At 65.5% G+C, this 15499-nt stretch carries 10 protein-coding genes; 2 read left to right on the top strand and 8 right to left on the bottom strand.

All coding sequences use genetic code 11. From position 1 onward, the window contains the following. Positions 1–138: 138 nt before the first annotated feature. The 4 genes from csb2 to FRC98_RS19655 all read right to left on the bottom strand — a co-directional run bounded on the left by csb2 (position 139) and on the right by FRC98_RS19655 (position 7443). Positions 139–1761, bottom strand: a complete 1623-nt coding sequence (csb2, locus tag FRC98_RS19670; RefSeq protein ID WP_146983221.1) for a type I-G CRISPR-associated protein Csb2 — start codon at positions 1759–1761, stop codon at positions 139–141. Between the two features lie 276 nt (positions 1762–2037). After that, positions 2038–3750: a serine hydrolase domain-containing protein gene (locus FRC98_RS19665; RefSeq protein WP_146983219.1), complete on the bottom strand. Its 1713-nt coding sequence runs from the start codon at positions 3748–3750 to the stop codon at positions 2038–2040. A 25-nt stretch (positions 3751–3775) separates the two neighbouring features. Then, positions 3776–5362, bottom strand: coding sequence for a DNRLRE domain-containing protein (locus tag FRC98_RS19660; RefSeq protein WP_146983218.1), 1587 nt, complete (start codon positions 5360–5362; stop codon positions 3776–3778). Positions 5363–5664: 302 nt separating this feature from the next. Beyond that, positions 5665–7443, bottom strand: coding sequence for a DNRLRE domain-containing protein (locus tag FRC98_RS19655; RefSeq protein WP_146983216.1), 1779 nt, complete (start codon positions 7441–7443; stop codon positions 5665–5667). Between the two features lie 246 nt (positions 7444–7689). On the opposite strand from FRC98_RS19655, the gene FRC98_RS19650 reads away from it, so the two are divergent. Both FRC98_RS19650 and FRC98_RS19645 read left to right on the top strand, forming a co-directional pair. Next, positions 7690–8598 (top strand): hypothetical protein, encoded by a 909-nt coding sequence (locus FRC98_RS19650; protein ID WP_146983214.1) that lies wholly within the window; start codon positions 7690–7692, stop codon positions 8596–8598. Between the two features lie 430 nt (positions 8599–9028). Further along, a complete protein-coding gene (locus FRC98_RS19645) occupies positions 9029–10036 on the top strand; it encodes an MSCRAMM family adhesin (RefSeq protein ID WP_146983212.1) in 1008 nt (335 codons plus the stop codon). Positions 10037–10142: 106 nt separating this feature from the next. Here FRC98_RS19645 and FRC98_RS19640 read toward each other — a convergent pair whose 3' ends face one another. The 4 genes from FRC98_RS19640 to FRC98_RS19625 form a co-directional block, all read right to left on the bottom strand. Continuing rightward, complete coding sequence (locus tag FRC98_RS19640) at positions 10143–10700, bottom strand: hypothetical protein (protein WP_146983211.1); 558 nt, start codon at positions 10698–10700, stop codon at positions 10143–10145. 161 nt (positions 10701–10861) lie between these two features. After that, positions 10862–12691, bottom strand: coding sequence for an ABC transporter ATP-binding protein (locus FRC98_RS19635; RefSeq protein ID WP_146983209.1), 1830 nt, complete (start codon positions 12689–12691; stop codon positions 10862–10864). Between the two features lie 82 nt (positions 12692–12773). Further along, a complete protein-coding gene (locus tag FRC98_RS19630; protein WP_146983208.1) occupies positions 12774–13760 on the bottom strand; it encodes a homoserine kinase in 987 nt (328 codons plus the stop codon). A gap of 155 nt (positions 13761–13915) precedes the next feature. Continuing rightward, positions 13916–15499 (bottom strand): hypothetical protein, encoded by a 1584-nt coding sequence (locus FRC98_RS19625; protein ID WP_146983206.1) that lies wholly within the window; start codon positions 15497–15499, stop codon positions 13916–13918.

Raw genomic sequence — 15499 nt, 5'->3', positions numbered from 1 at the left:
CTGAAGAGCCGGCTCCTCGCAAGGAGCCGGCTTTTTGGTTTTTAGAGCACGATGGCTTTGTTCTATCTAAAAAATACCACCGGGTTGGCCCCGGTGTTTGGATTGCTATTCCACCTTTCAAAGAACGTGCGGCCCAGCTTAACCCACTCCGGCCTCTATCTCCACCGGCCGAAAGAGCCCCAGCCCGAAGTGTGCACCGTAGCCCACCGCAATGGGGCCTCGCACCGGCTCGGCGAAAGTGAGTTCAAAGCCGGCACCGTGGCTCGGGCCGCGAGCACCGCCACCTCGCGAGCGTCGGGTCGCGAACTCCAGCCAGCGCACCTGACGCCCGGCGATGCTCAGCGCATCCAGTGGCGCGATGCTCTCAACTTCGGGAAAGCCCTGGAGCTTGAGTAGGCGCAGCAGATCATGGGCGTCACCGCCGATCGTTAGCCCGCGCGCGTCCACCTTTGGCTCACCGGACTTGCGACGTTTAGGATGGCGCGTGCCCACAAAGGGCGTAAGCGAACGCCAGACCTTCGACTCCCCGTAGATGGGTGCCTGACCGGCACGGGCGTTGAAGCCGCCAAAGTCCTCCGGCGTTCCCACGCCCAGCAAGATCAACTGCAGATCGTGGCCATCCTTGCCCCAGAGGCGCTGCACACGATCGAGCACCCTGCGTTGGACTTGCTCGTTGAAACCGGCGGGAGCCCAGACGTTAAGGTGGGTGATGCGGTCGGTGACCGGGTCGTTGGCTTCCGCAAACACAAAGGCGTGCTGATGCCCTTTAAGCGGCCGCCCCAGCGCGTCGACGCCCGTGAGGGTGATGTTGTCGTCGGTGCGGCTGGCCAGTGCTTTATGGAGCTTCTCGCACTGGTAAAGCGCGGTGGTCAGGCGCGGGGGTACCTGGCTGGCCACGGCGTAACGCGCCACCGTCGGCGCACCCATCACTTTTGGCGCCTCCACCTTCGGAGGCAGCCAGCTCTTGATGGGCGGTCGCACGATATCCACCCAACGCGAGCCCGGGGGCTGACTCCAGCCCGCCTTCTGCAACACATCGGTCTCGGCGCTGAGCACACCCACCACCGAGGTCGGGAGCGCGTCCTCAATATTCTGACGTTGTTTTTTGGTGAGCTTGGCTTTCTCTGGATCGTCGCCTTTGTCGATCTTCTTCTGACGCTGGACGTCGAGCTCCCGTTGAAGCATCGCCTCGCGGTAGCCCTCGCGCCAGTGACTGAGTTCGTCGGAGGTCAGCGGCATCAGCTGACGTGACGACTCGCTGCCCTGCGGAGCCTCAAAGGCCCCGGCAGGCCCGGCGTTAGGAGCGAAGGTGTCGGGCAGCTCCGACAGACGCTCGATGCTCACCCAGGACTCCGCACGGCCAAGATAGGCGATGCGGGGCAGCAAGGCATCGAGCGCGGCCAGGGCGCTTTGAGAAAGATCGACGTCGGGCCAGTGCGCGATAGCCACCGAATCGGGCTCAACATGGATAACAAACTCAAACCCCTGTTTTGAGGATGGGGAGGAAGTCCGACGAACCTGCCCCATTTTGGGAAGCCGCCAGTGAGGAGGAGTTTTGCTCAGCGCGGCGACAAGCTCACTGAGAGCACGCTCTTCAACCTCGGCGCGAGCGTGTGAGTGCCACACGCTCACGAATGTACGTAGCAGCAGCCAGACCGAGGGCGGCCACTCCAGCTCGCTGTGATTCGCGTCCTGGCCCCAGGGTGTAACAAACACATGTTTTTGTGTGAAATGCAGCGCCAGTATAAGTTGGCTGGTCATCGATCGTCTTAAGGCTGAAGAAATTCAGGGGTGTCGGCCGCATATGGCAGGATCCCCCGTACTCTCCCTCCACGTCGTACCGCGCGCTTAGTTGTGAGGTGAGTAAAAGGGAGATTTACTGGAAAAGCAAAGGTGTATTTCCGTGGGTGACGATCAGCGTTCGGTGCGTCAACGCCTCCTCCAAAACCATTGACGCACGGCACTTCTTAAGGAATCGAGCGTGGTCGTCGGCCAATCACGCGGATTGAAAAACGTTTCTGGACCAAACCGCCCCCCCTACCCCACCACCCACACCACCAACCCCACCGAAATCACCCCATTGATCACCGTCATCGCCCTGCCCTTCCAGCCCTCTCGACCAAACCACGGGGCCTTCACCACCACCGGCAACACCCGCACGCCCAGCCCCACTGTCAGCGCAAGGGCCGCGTACCAGATGGCGATGGGCAGGACCTGCCAGGCGCCGAGCTGGTAGGTGAGGAGGAGGGTGAAGGCGGCGCCCAGGAAGGAGGAGAGGGCATCGACGCGGCCGGCCGGAAGCTGGCGTTGCTGGCGAGCCATAAAGCGCGCCCAGAAGGAGGCGTCGGGATCGGTGGGGGGCTCGACGATGGTTTTGAGGGAGAGGCGATGTTTGAGGGAAAACAACGCGAAGGGGGCCAGCCAGGGGAAGAAGAGCCCGAAGAGCAAGAAGAAGACATTGGGCTCAAGGGGAGGCGGCTCCGGGGTGGGCTCGCGCAGAAGATCGACGGCGAAGCCAGTGCCGTGGGAGGTGTCGGTGAGCAGCACCACGGCGCGGCCGCTCTCGGGGGCCAGGGCGATGAAGGCAAAATAGCCGCCGGTGCGGCCGTTATGCCAGATGATCCTTTCGTTTTTTCCACTGCCTTTCGTTGCTTCCGTGTCTTCGACGTCTTCGGATTCTGGCGGGGTGTCGTTGGATCGAAGGGTTTGGAAAAACCAGCCAAGTCCGACCTCGGGGTTGCCCTCCTCGTCGAGGTGGTGGGGCTCAAGGGTCAGCGCCAGCGGGGGGAAGTCGGCGGCCAGGGCGTTTCGGGCCAGGGCGATAAGATCGGGCAGGGTGGTGCGCAGGCCGCCGGCGGGGTTGTAGGCGTCGAGGTGCCAGGGGCCGGCGGAGGTGTGGTTGGTCCGGTGGCCGGGCACGGTGTGGGGGTGCGCGGCTTCAAAGTCGCTGGCGGTGAGGCCCAGGGGTTGAAGCACGCGGGTGTCGAGGCGGGTCTCATACGTGGCGTCGGGGCTGAGCGTGGGGTCGAGAGAGCTTAAGTCGACGGCTTCGAGGAGGCGGCCCAGCAGCGCGACGCCGAAGTTGGAGTAAGAGTAGGAGCCGCGGGTCTTCAGGTCGTCGGCCTCCAGGGTGCAGAGGGCCTCAAAGAGTTCTTCGCGGGTGGAGCCTGCGTAGGGGTCAGAGAGTTGCAAAAAGCCGCGCAAGAGGCCGCGGCCCGGGGCCTGGCGAGGAAGGCCGGAGGTGTGGGTAGAGAGCTCTTTCAACGTGATGGCGCCGACCTCGGGGGCCAGCTCGCAGCTCCGGGGAAAGAGCTCGGCGATGGGGGTCTCCAGGGTGACCTTCCCGGCCAGCACGGCGTCGGCCAATAGAATGGAACTAAAGACTTTGGTGATGGAGCCGGCCTCAAAGCGGGCGTCGGCGGTGCGCTGGTCGATGCCGACCCTTGCCTCTTCCTCAGATCCGTCGGCGTTGAGCCGCCAGGCCACCGCGCCGCGGGTGTGGCCTTTATCGACGTAGGCCTCCAGCGCGCGTTGCAGGTCGTTGGCGCGGGCGGCGTCGGGGGTCTGGGCCACGAGCGCGGCGGGGAGGATGACAACGCTCAGGGCGATCGCCGCAAGCAGGAGCAGGAGCGCGCGGGTGCGGATGGGGTTGGACACCATGATCAAGACCTGGTCTGGCGAGTATATTATTATGAGGGTGCGGGGAGAGCGCGCCGGGGTGGTGGAGTTGTAGCGTACTCTGGCAAACATAAAAAACCCGCGGGGCCCCCGCGCGTCAGTCGTAAATCACCCTCAACCTCGGACGCAACGCCTCGTTCTCGTGGTTGCGGCCGGCGAAGGTGGCGGCGTCATCGCGGGCGGTGACGCGCAGGCTGATGGACTGCTCCGTCTCGTAGCCCTCGACGACTGTCATAAAGAGCGCATTCGTAGCGAGGGTCACCCGCTCGATCACCTCATCCTCACCGGGGGGCTCCCCCAGGGTGAAGGTGGCCAGGGGTTCACCGGTGGCTTCGGGGCGCGTGGCGTAGGTGACCGAGGATTCGTCCCAGACCTCGGTGGTGAGGGCGTCGAGGGTGAAGGTGGCGTCGCCCCCGAAGTCGGCGGCGTCGATGGCGCTGAGTTCGAGGTGGACGTCGACGATGCGGGCGCCGACGGGGAGCGCTGAGAGATCAAACCGCAGGTAGAACTCCTGGCGGTCGCGGTCGGCTACCAGGCCCTCGTAGTCGCTGAGCGCGCTGTCGGGCCGACGGTTGCTGACGGTGGCGTTGGCGTCGGCGCCGACGGGGAGCTCCTCGCAGTGGCGCAGGGTGACCGCAAGGCCCGGGTGTTTTTCGGCCTCGGGGTGATCGCCGGAGTAAAAGAACGCCCCCTCCTCGTCGCTCTCCAGCTGGAGCGCAAATGCTCCGCCCGCATCGCGCTGCGCATCAATGACGCTGCTTAGACGCGAGGAGCGCAGCTCAACGGGCTGCTCGGCCTCGGGGTCTTCCCAGGCGATGGGACCATCGGCGACGTAGGTGCGAAGGATCTCCGGGCTGTTTTGCAGGTTGAGCTCTTCGCCGCGCCAGTCGGAGCTGACGTGGTGGAGCATCGCCCACAAGAAGCGACGATGCAGCACCTGAGGCATGCCCCTCAAATGCAGTCGGGCGTCGATTAGGGGCAGGTCGGTCGGGAGCGGGTCGAGATCAAATTTAAGGTACGTCGCGTGCCGGCGATGGGCCTCGTAGCCGTAGAACTCCGAGACGATGGGCTCGGGGAAGAAGGATTGCACCACCAGAAAGGGCTCGCTCTCAAAGGTGCGCTCGGGATCGTCTTCGCTGACGAAGGTGTCTTCGAGCAGTGGCAAGGCGTGCACGACCTCGCAGGAGCCGATCAGCCGGCAGCGGGGAGCCTGGCCGCTTTGAGGCAGGCAGGCAAAACGCTCCGGATCGCCGCAGCCGCCGTTGTCGGTGGCGCAGAGGTCGATCGCGGCGCACTGCGCCTCAGCGGGTCCGGTGGGGGTGCAGGCAAAAAACGCCGGGTCGCCGCAGCCGCCGTTGTCCTCAAGGCAGGGGTCGATGGGGGTGCAGGAGAAGCCGTCGCCCTCAAAGCCCGCGTCGCAGACGCAGGTGGGGTCATCGCCCTGGCCGGTGAGGCAGGTGGCGTCGGGGTGGCATGAAGGCAGGCAGGTATCGCGAGAAGCGTCGGCGGCGTCGGCGGCGTCAGGATCGGCATCAACATCGGCGAGGAGGTCGGCGTCAGGCGCAGAACCGACGTCAGCGCGTTGTGCCGAGTCGTCGAGGTTGCAGGCGCCGGCAAAAAGTACGCTCAGCAGGAGGGTAAAAGTCAGACAACGCGAGATGAAGGAGATACGCATAAGACGCATAGAGGAGCTCCAGACCTTAGCGCTAAAGGAATCCGGACCGCGTCGCTCGCCAGGGAAACCTGCGCGCGACCGGGCCGGTCAGGGGGCGGCACCCTCTAGTGCAGTGCGTCGGGGGGATCAAGAGCTCGGGGAGGCGTCTTTTGGGGGCAAGAGGCGCAAACGAGCGTGGCGGTGCGGGCATAAAAAACCCCGAAGCGCCTGCGTCTTCGGGGTCTCAGGTGGTTTAAAGAGCGCCCTTCGAGCGCTCGTTCCGGGGCGTCTGAAAACGCCTGAGAAATGCAACGCCGCTCAGGTGAGGCGTCTTATTCGTAGATCACCGTCAGCCGCGGGCGCCAGTCGGCCTCGGGGTGGTTGCGGCCGGCGAAGGTGGCGGCGTCGCCGCTGGCGGTGACGCGCAGGCTGATGGACTGCTCGGCCTCAAAACGCTCGACCACGGTCTCGAAGAGCGCGGTGGTGTCCAGGGTGACGCGCTGGGCCGGGTCGCGGGTCTCGGAGGTGTCGAGGGTGAAGCTCGCGAGCTCAGCGCCGGCGGCGGCCGGGCGGTTGTCGTAGGTCACCGAGCCTTCGCCCCAGACCTCGGTGGTGAGGTAGTCGAGGGTGAAGGTGGCGTCGCCACCGAAGTCGGCGGCGTCGATGGCCACAAGATCGAGCTGAGCGCCGACGATCTCGGCATCCACCGGGATCTCCGACATGTCGAAACGCACGTAGAACTCGGAGCGGTCGCGGTCAGCCACCAGGCCATCGCCCTCACCCAGAGCCGTGCCGGGCTCGCGGCCGCTGACGGTGGCGTTGGCGTCGGGGAGCAGCACCGGCTGGTTGCACTCGCGCACGGTCAGGGTGAGCCGGGGGTGCTTGTCGCGCTCTTCGTGCTCGCTGGAGTAATAGAAGGTGGTGTAGTCGGGGGCGGTGAGCTTGAGCGAGACCCTTCCCTCCTCACGGAGATCTTGAATCTTTTGGGCCAACTCGGCGCTCTCAGCGGAGACCGCGCGATCGACGGCCTCTCCACCGTACCAGAGGAACCAGTAGCCCAGGCGCTCGGCCAGGGTCTCCGGGGCGTTCTCCCAGCGGAGCTCGGCGGCGCGCCAGTCGTTGCTCACCAGGTTGACGAACGTGTTGCGCGTGCCGCCCCAGGCCATTCCATCAAAGCCCACCACGTCAAGGCGCGCGCCGACGACGGGGAAGCCCTCGGGGAGATCGCGGATGTCGAAGCTCAGGTAGCTCTCATGGCGATCGCGAGCTCTGTACTCGTACACCTGCTCGTAGCTGCGAGCTTTTTCTGGCGGGTTGACCACCAGAAAAGGCTTCTCATCGAAGACGGTGGAGGGGTCGGAGAGGCTGGTGAAGGTGTCTTCGAGCAGCGGAGCGGTGTGCTCGACGTCGCAGGAGGCGACGAACTTGCACAGGGGCGCCTGGCCGCTCAGGGGGATGCACTCGTAACGGGCCGGGTCGCCGCAGCCCCCGTTGTCGGTGGCGCAGAGGTCGATCTCGGAGCATTCGCCCACACCGACCTCGGTGTTGGTGCAGGCAAAAAACTCGGGGTCACCGCAGCCGCCGTTATCTTCGAGGCAGGGGTTGATGGTGGTGCACTCGGCGACGAGCTCTCCGCCCTCATCTTCGACGGCGTCGCATTGCACGGTGTCGGGGTTGCCGCAGCCGCCGTTGTCCTCAAGACAGGGGTTTGTCTCGATGATGGTGCAGCTCAAGCCGTCGCCTTCAAAACCCTCGTCGCAGACGCAGGTGGGGCCGTCGGTGGCTTGAAGGTCGCAGGTGGCGTCGGCGTGGCAGCCCGGCTCGCAGGTAGTAGGGGCGCAGCCCGGCCCAAACCCCTCGTCGCAATAATCGTCGGGCAGGCAGTGGCCCTCGGTGCAGACGAGGCCGTCGCCCTCGCAGGTATCTTCGCAGGTGGCAGCGCAGACCTCTTCGCCTTTCAAACACAGACCGGAGGCGCAGGCATCGTCGGCGGTGCAGGCGTCGCCTGCCGCGGCCAGCTGACTCTCGGGAGCGGCGTCGTCGAGGTTGCAGGCGGAGAGCGCGAGCAGGCAGAAGGAGGCCAGTCCGAGGCGGCGCAGGGAGGTGAACATGAGCAAGAACTCCAGGTAGCGGCAAAAGATGCGCGAGCTTTAAGGCAGCGTGCGCGGGCCGGGTGTGCGTGTTTGAACTGAGGTTTGGTCTATACAAACGCTAACAATGACGCAAGACGCCCTTTGTTTGCGTCGGCGGTTCGGGGTGCTATGGTCGCGTCTGCTCGCCGAGTAACGGCGCTTTATGGAGCCGCCCGGCCCTGACGCATGTGTGAGATACGCTCGATATCCCTTCAGGAGTTGTCTGTGAGATCCCCCGCCACCCTCTTTGTCCTGTCATTGCTGACCACCCTGAGCCTGGCCGCCTGCGGCACCGACGATCCCTCGCCGGTATGCAGCGGCGATGATGTGGATGCCCGCTGCGCAAGCGACGTCGGTGATGATGCGGACGCCGGCGACGAGCTCGACGTGGAGGGTGATGCCGACGTGGACGAGGAGCCCGACGCCACCGAGGAACCCGACGCCACCGAAGAGCCGGATGTCGTCGAAGAACCGGACGTGGACGACGAGCCCGATGTCACCGAAGAGCCCGATGTCACCGAAGAGCCCGACGTGGAGCCCGATGTCAGCGAAGAGCCCGACGCCGACGTGGAGCCCGATGTGGATGAAGACCCCGACGTCGCTCCCGATCCGACGGCGGATAATATCCGCTTCTTGTTGGAATGGACCGATTCGGAGAGCGGGATCGTCTCGGATCTGGACCTCTATTATTGCCAGGATGGCGTGAGCTCGATGGAAGACATCAGCTGCGTCTCCTGGGAGACGCAGATTCGGGGGTGGGGCATCGACGACGAGAGCATCGCGATGATCGTCAACGATGGCCGGGAGTCCGGAGAGATCGAAGAGCTTGAGCACGATATGCCGCTCAACGGGCGCTACCACCTGGGGGTGCAGGCGTATTGGAATGATGGTGGCGGGGCGGAGGTGGGTGAGGTCACGGCGACCCTGAAGGTGCTGGTGGGCGATGTGGAGGTCTACCGCGACACGCGCGTCCTCGAGACCTCGGCGACGATGTGGTACGCGGCGGTGCTGGACTGGCCCGAGCTTCGCAGCGGCAACGGCGCGGGCATCAGCGAGGGGGCGGACTGTGTGAACAGCGCGCAGAACACGTGTGTGGGGGGCGGGCTCTACGACACGATGGTGTATTTCGACTAAACGAAAAGACAGCTCGCGTGATCAAGCAGGGCAATCGCAAAGTCCCACAAGGTTTTTTTATGGAGACCCCACCCAATCCGTAGGGAGGGGTCTTGTGCCCCTCCGGAACTCCCAAGGCGGGGACCCACAAGGGGTCCCCCTACGGTGGCGGGTGGTGGGGACCCACAAGGGGTCCCCCTACGGTGGCGGGTGGTGGGGACCCACAAGGGGTCCCCCTACGGTGGCGGGTGGTGGGGACCCACTTTGCGATTGCCCTGCGTGATCAGACGGCGGCCCCCTTCCGAAGCGCGGGAGGTGGCCGCCGCGTTTGTTGACGGCGCGAGCGAATTTGACAATCGGTGCGTCTCCGTCGAGGGTTAACCTACTGTAACGCAAGGATGGGCGGCGACGTGAGAGCCGCAGCGATGACTGAGAGATGCGGAGCCGAAAGGTGAAGATTAAAGCGTGTGTGGTGATGGGGGTTTTGTGGATGGTGGGCTGTGCGGAGAGCGTCGAGCAGCTCGACCCCTGCGCCGGCAATGCGTTTTCGGCCGAGTGCAGCGAGACGCCCATTCGCGAAGGCGATGGTCCGGACGTCGGGGGCGATGACGAGGACGCCGGGGTGCCGGACGCCGGCAACGATCCCGATCCGGAGCCGGACGCCGGAAACGATCCCGAGCCGGACACCGGCAACGATCCCGAGCCCGACCTGGACACCGGCACCGATCCCGAGCCCGACGTGGGCAGCGATCCCGACACAGGTACGGACCCCGAGCCCGATGCCGGAAGTGATCCGGATACGGGCAGTGATCCGGATACGGGCAGCGATCCGGATACGGGCAGCGATCCGGATACGGGAAGTGATCCGGACACGGGAAGTGATCCGGATACGGGAAGCGATCCGGATACGGGAGGCGATCCGGATACGGGAAGTGATCCGGATACGGGCATCGATCCCGATCTTCCGATGGAGCTGGAGGTAGAGCTTTATTGGACCTACAGCGGGGGCATCGCCCAGCCGGATCTGGATCTGATCTACTGCGAGCAGTCGGCGGGAAGTTTTGATAGCGCAAACTGCGTGAACTACCAGAACGACTGGACCTACTGGGGGAGCTCGGAGGTCTCGCTCTACGACGCGTATAACCCCTATGAGGACGAGATCCTCATTCATAGCGACCCGGAGGCCGGGCGCTACCATGTGGGGGTGTACGCCTCGACCTTTGATGACGGGTGGTACGATGTGCCGGCCTATCTGACGATTCGCGCCGACGGGGTGACGGTGTTCACCAGCTCGCTGACTTTTGACAATTATGATGAGTGGGGGTTCTGGTACGCGGCGATCATCGATCTGCCGCTGACGCAGAGCGGGGGCGGAGTCTATGACGGGCCGCCCTGCTCCGGCGGAGGGTGCTGGTCGTACGGGGTGTACCCTTCATACAGCGTGGGGCTTGCGCCCTGATCAGACCATCGCCGACCTCACCCGCGCGAGAGCAGCGAGGTCGGCGATGGTGCGTTTCAACGTGAATATATTGACCTGATCGACCTGATCGACCTGATCAAAAAGATCAGCGCACGTGTCGGCGGCCGAGAAGGCCGGCGGCGTGCAGGACCATAAAGCCTAAAAGCACCACCGAGATCGCCCAGGGACTTCCCTGGGCGCCTTCGCTCTGGCAGCCGGCGACGCGGGCGTCGGGGGCGTCTGTATCGTCGGGGGCGCCGGCGTCGGGGAGATCGGCGCTGATGATCTCCCCGATGGAGAAGCGGCCGGAGTCGGGAACATCGGTGTCATCGCCGGCGTCGGAGTTGCGGTCGGGTCGGGGCTGGCCGGGGACGTGGGGCTGGGTGCGCTGACCGGGGGTTGTGTCGCCGGCGTCGCCGGTGTCGGCGCTGTAGGGTGCAGACGTATCGCCGGCGTCGGGCAGGTCGGGTGTGGGCGGTGCGGGTTGGGTGGAGCCGGGCGGCAGCGTACCCGGCGGGGCGGTGCCGGGAGGAGGGGTTTGCTGCGCCAGTGGCGCCCTCTCACTAAAAGCGGCGTCGGGGGGGGAGGCCTGAGCTGGCGAGGTGCAGAGGATGGAGACGAGGGCGATGAGGATGGCGCGCGCGCGCAGGTGAGAGCATGCCATGGCGGGTTCCCCCCGAGAGAGTGTTTTTGGAGCTCGACGTGTCAAACAGGCGCCGGCGTCGATGAGCCGGGCGCTTCTCTGAATCTAAACACGGCGAAAGGGGGCGGCTTATCGCGCGATTTCTCTCTGGCTTACTCAGCGGCGGCTTATTCTGCGGCGGCTTACTCGGCGGCGTCGGTGGAAGTGTGGTGGGTGTTGCCGGTCTGGATGTTCCAGAGGGCGGCGTAGTCGCCGCCAAGCGCCACGAGCTCATCGTGGGAGCCCTGCTCGATGATGCGGCCCTGGTCCATGACGATGATGTGGTCGGCGGCGCGCACGGTGGAGAGGCGGTGGGCGATGATGATCATGGTGCGGTCTCTGGCCAGGCGGTTCATGGAGCGCTGGATGGCGGCTTCGGTGGCGTTGTCGACGGCGCTGGTGGCCTCATCGAGGATGAGCACGCGGGGGTCGCGCAGGACGGCGCGGGCAATGGAGATGCGTTGTTTCTGGCCGCCGGAGAGGGTTTCGCCGCGTTCGCCGACGATGGTGTCGTAGCCGTGGGGGAGTTCTTCGATGAAGGGGTGAGCTTCGGCCTGGCGGCTGGCGCGCAGGATGGCGTCGTCGTCGGCGTCGAAGGAGCCGTAGGCGATGTTTTCGCGCACGGTGCCGTGGAAGAGGAAGGTCTGCTGGCTGACCAGGCCGATGGCGCGGCGCAAATCGTCGGTGCGCAGCTCGTGAAGCGGGGTGCCGTCGATGCGCACGGTGCCCTTTGCGGGCTCAAAGAAGCGCATCAGGAGGTTGATGAGGGTGGATTTTCCGGCGCCGGTGGCCCCGACCACGCCCAGGGTGGCGCCGGCGGGGATGCGCAGGTTGAAGTTTTGGAGGATGGGCTCGCGGTCGGGGTAGGCGAACTCGACGTCTTCGAAGACGAGCTCCCCGCGGGCGCCCTCTTTTTCAAAAGGCGTCTGGCCGCTGATGATGGAGATGGGGGTGGCCAGGAGGTTGAGGACGCGGCGAGTCGAGGCCATGGCGCGCTGGTAGAGATCGAAGGTTTTGCCAAGACGCGTCAGGGGCCAGAGCAGGCGCTGGGTGAGAAAGACGAGCACGGAGTAGACGCCCACGGCCAGGGTGCCCTCGATGGCGAGCATGCCGCCGTAGAGGAGCGTGGCGGTAAAGCCCATCACAATCGCCATGCGGATCAGCGGGCTGAAGGCGGCGCTTAAGCTGATGGCGGCGCGGTTGGCCTGGCGGTAGTCGTCGCTTTCCCGGGAGATGCGCCGGGTCTCGTAGTCTTCGGTGGCAAAGGCCTTGATGGTGGCGATGCCGGAGAGGTTGTTGGCGAGCTGGCCGTTCAAACTTGCGACCTGCTCGCGGACCTTCGCGTAGCGGGGCGCCAGCATGCGCTGAAATTTGAAGGATCCCCAGATGATGAGGGGGACGGGCAGCATGGCCATCCAGGCGACCTGGGGGGCCAGGATGAAGAAGGTGGTGACGATGACGATGGCGGTGGTGGCGACCTGCAGGATGTCGTCGGCGCCGGTGTCGAGAAAGCGCTCGAGCTGGTTGATGTCGTCGTTGAGGATGGCCATCAGTCCGCCGGTGGACTGCTCGTGGAAGTAGGCCATCTCCAGGTTCTGGATGTGGTTGTAGGCGTCCTGGCGAAGGTCGTGCTCGATGGTCTGGGCGAGGTTACGCCAGAGCCATTCCTGGAGGTATTGGAAGGCGCTCTCCAGGCCCCAGATGAGGACGGTGAGCACGGAGAGGGCGATGAGCTGGTGGGTGACATCGACGATGCCCAACGAGGCCACCAGGGAGTCTTCCTGCTCGACGACCACGTCGATGGCCGCGCCGATAAGCGCGGGCGGGGCCAGGTCGAAGATCTTGTTGAGCACCGAGGAGGTGGCCGCCGCCCAGACGCGTTTTTTATGGGGTTTTGCGTAATGGAGCAGGCGTTTGAAGGGGTGTTCCGACTCGGGGGAGAGGCGTTGGGGGTCGACGTCGGGGGCGCTCATAGGATCTCGGGTGCTGCGGAGAAGGTGATACGGAGGCTCTGGCGAGGAGGTGGGGCTCGCTGAGATTTAATCGTTAAAAAAATTAGAGGATAGGGCCGCGCTCGATGATGTGGGCGCCCAGGCCGTTGACCGGGGAGTGGAAGGCGCGGGCGTTGACGCCAGCCTGCTTCAGTGCGTTGAGCATGGCCTCGGCGATCTGGCCTTTGCGGGCGCGGAAGTCGTGGAGCGCAAAGAGGGCCGGGCCTGCCCCGGAGATGGAGACGCCCAGGGCGCCGGCGTCCAATGCGGCCTGTTTGACCTCGGCAAATCCCGGGATGGTGGGGGCGCGCTGGGGCTCGACGACAAGGTCGTGAAGCGAGCGGGTGATGAGATCGCGGTCGTCGCGGAAGCAGCCGGTGATGAAGCCGGCCAGGTTTGCGGACTGGGCGACGTGGGCCTTGAGCGGCAGCGTCTCGCTGAGCTGGGCGCGGGAGAGGCGCACATCGACGGCGAGTTCGGGCACGACGACCACGGCGCCAAAATCGTGGGGGACGGGGATGCGCACGACATCGAAGGGGTCCATCGAGCGCACGAGGATGAGTCCGCCGAGCATGGACGGGGCGACGTTATCGCCGTGGGGTTGGCCGGCGGCCAGGGTTTCGCCCAGGAGCGCGTATTTGAAACGCTCGGGGAGCGAGAGAGGCGTGTCGAGCACGGCGCTTGCGGCCACGACTGCGGCCACCGCGCTGGTGGCCGCGCCGCCCAGGCCGCGGGAGATGGGGACGCCTTTAAAGACGCGGACCTCCAGGCCGAAGTCGAGTTTTTTGTCGAGGGCCATCTGCACCAGGCCGGCGGTGGCGGTGTTGGCCTCGGCGTCGGTGGGAAGGTCCTGGATGAGGGCGTCGTCGCCGCTGATCTCCACCAGGTGCACGCCGGGCTTGTCGACGCGCTCGACGCGCACGCGGTCGGAGAGGCCGGTGGCGCCGTCGATCTCACTCAAGCTGAAGCCGAGGATGTCAAAGCCCACCGCGACGTTGGCGATGGTGGCCGGGGCGACGGCGGTGGCGTGCTTAAGGCGTTGGTCGAGCATCGAAGATCCTTTTTTACGACGTTTTCGATGTGTTCGATGTGTTCGTTTTTCAACGAAGGCAAACCATCGAAGGTCAGGAGGCCCCGGAGGGGGGCGATATTTAAGGCAGTATCTACGGGAAGTTCAGAATGGCGAGGCGCCACTAACTGAAACGATTAGAAGCGGTAGCGGATGCCGAGGTCGGAGCTTGCGGGGAGGTTGAGCAGATCGTCTTCGACGGGGCTGAGGTAGTAGCCGACCGAAGCGTTGAGGGTGAGCCAGAGGGAGCGGGTCAGGCGCAGGGAGATGCGGGGGTTGAGGTGGGCGCCGAGCAGCGGGGCGCCCATCTCGTAGGTGCGGGTGCCCAGCTCTCCGGGGCAGAGGGTGTCGGGGGCGGGGATGCAGCTTTTGTCGGTGAAGACGCGGATTTTTGAGAGGCTGGCGAACTCGAAGTTGGCGGCGATGCCCAGCTCCAGGGGGCCGAGCTCCCAGGCCAGGCGGCCACCGAGCCAGGAGCGCAGGGTGGTGAAGTCGTCGCGTAAGAGCCCGTTGTAGTCGCGCAGGGAGTTGAGGAGCTGGAGGCCGGCGACGAGCTGGAACTCGCGGGTGAGCGCGTAGCTAAAGCCTAAGCCGACGCCGATGTTGCCAAAGGGGCTCTGCAGCGGGGGGGCGACGCTCAAAAACGAGGCGTAGGCCATGCCCAGCTCCAGGCCCAGGCGGCCCTGGCCGCGGCTGGCCATGAGATCGTCGGCGCCGTTGGCCAGGGGCTCATCGTCGGGCAAAAGCACGCAGGCGGCCAGGCGGCTGGCCAGGCGGTTGGCGGCGTTCTGCAGAAGCGTCGGCTCCAGGCTGGTCAGGCGAAGGGACTCCGGGGGCAGGAAGGTCTCGGCGGAGGCGTCGTAGAGAAAGGCGATGACGGTAAAATCATCCTGCGAAGACGCAGCGGTCTGGGAGGGGCGCTCCGCGCCGCGGGCGGCTTCATCCCCGGGGGTGGGCAGCGCGAAGGTGTAGAGGAGGTAGTCGGCCTGCAAAAGCTCGGCGCTGCGGGCGGCCTCCTCGATGGAGGGGCCGCCGGTGGAGAGCTCGCGAAAGAGGGTGTCGCGGGCGCTGCGGTAGTACTGGACGATGAAGTCGGGGTAGTAGCCCGGGAGGATGCGCCGGGAGGGGTCGAGGAGGATCATCTCCTGCATCAGCTCTAAGGGGCGCACCACGTTGGTGCCGTCTTCCAGGTAGCTGAGCGCGAGGAAAAGCAGGGTGTGGGCGATCTCTTCGGGGGCGATGCGATCGTGGTCGATGGCGCGGTAGTTCTGCAGCGCGCGCTCCAGGTGCGCGATGGCGTCGTCGGCCTGGAGGCGCTTAAAGGCCTCTTCGCCCATCTCGGCCCACTGGCGGGCCAGGGCCAGGGTGCCCTCGTAGAGGGGCTCGGAGGTGATGGAGGTGGAGAGGGCGTCGGAGGCGACGAGCTCGAAGTTATCGCCGGGCAGAAAGTAGCGCCGGGCGCCGAGCTCCAGGCTGTGGTGGAGCGCAAAGGCGCGCTCCTCGTCGAGAGTGTCGAGCTGGCCTGTGGCGACAAAGGCGCGGGCGTCGGGGGCGATGGCCAGGCGCGGGGGCAGCTCGGCCCCGGGCTCCGGCGCGCTCTGGGCGGCGGCCTCGGAGCAGAGAGAGGCAAAACTCAGGCAGAAGGCCCACGACGCCAGCGCCCGGGCTACCGCGGGCGTTCGCCGCGACCGGGATGTGGGGGTCGTGGTCGACGGGGGCAT

The sequence above is a fragment of the Lujinxingia vulgaris genome, from assembly GCF_007997015.1.
GTDB lineage: Bacteria > Myxococcota_A > Bradymonadia > Bradymonadales > Bradymonadaceae > Lujinxingia > Lujinxingia vulgaris.
This window is presented reverse-complemented; position numbering and strand designations above follow the sequence as displayed.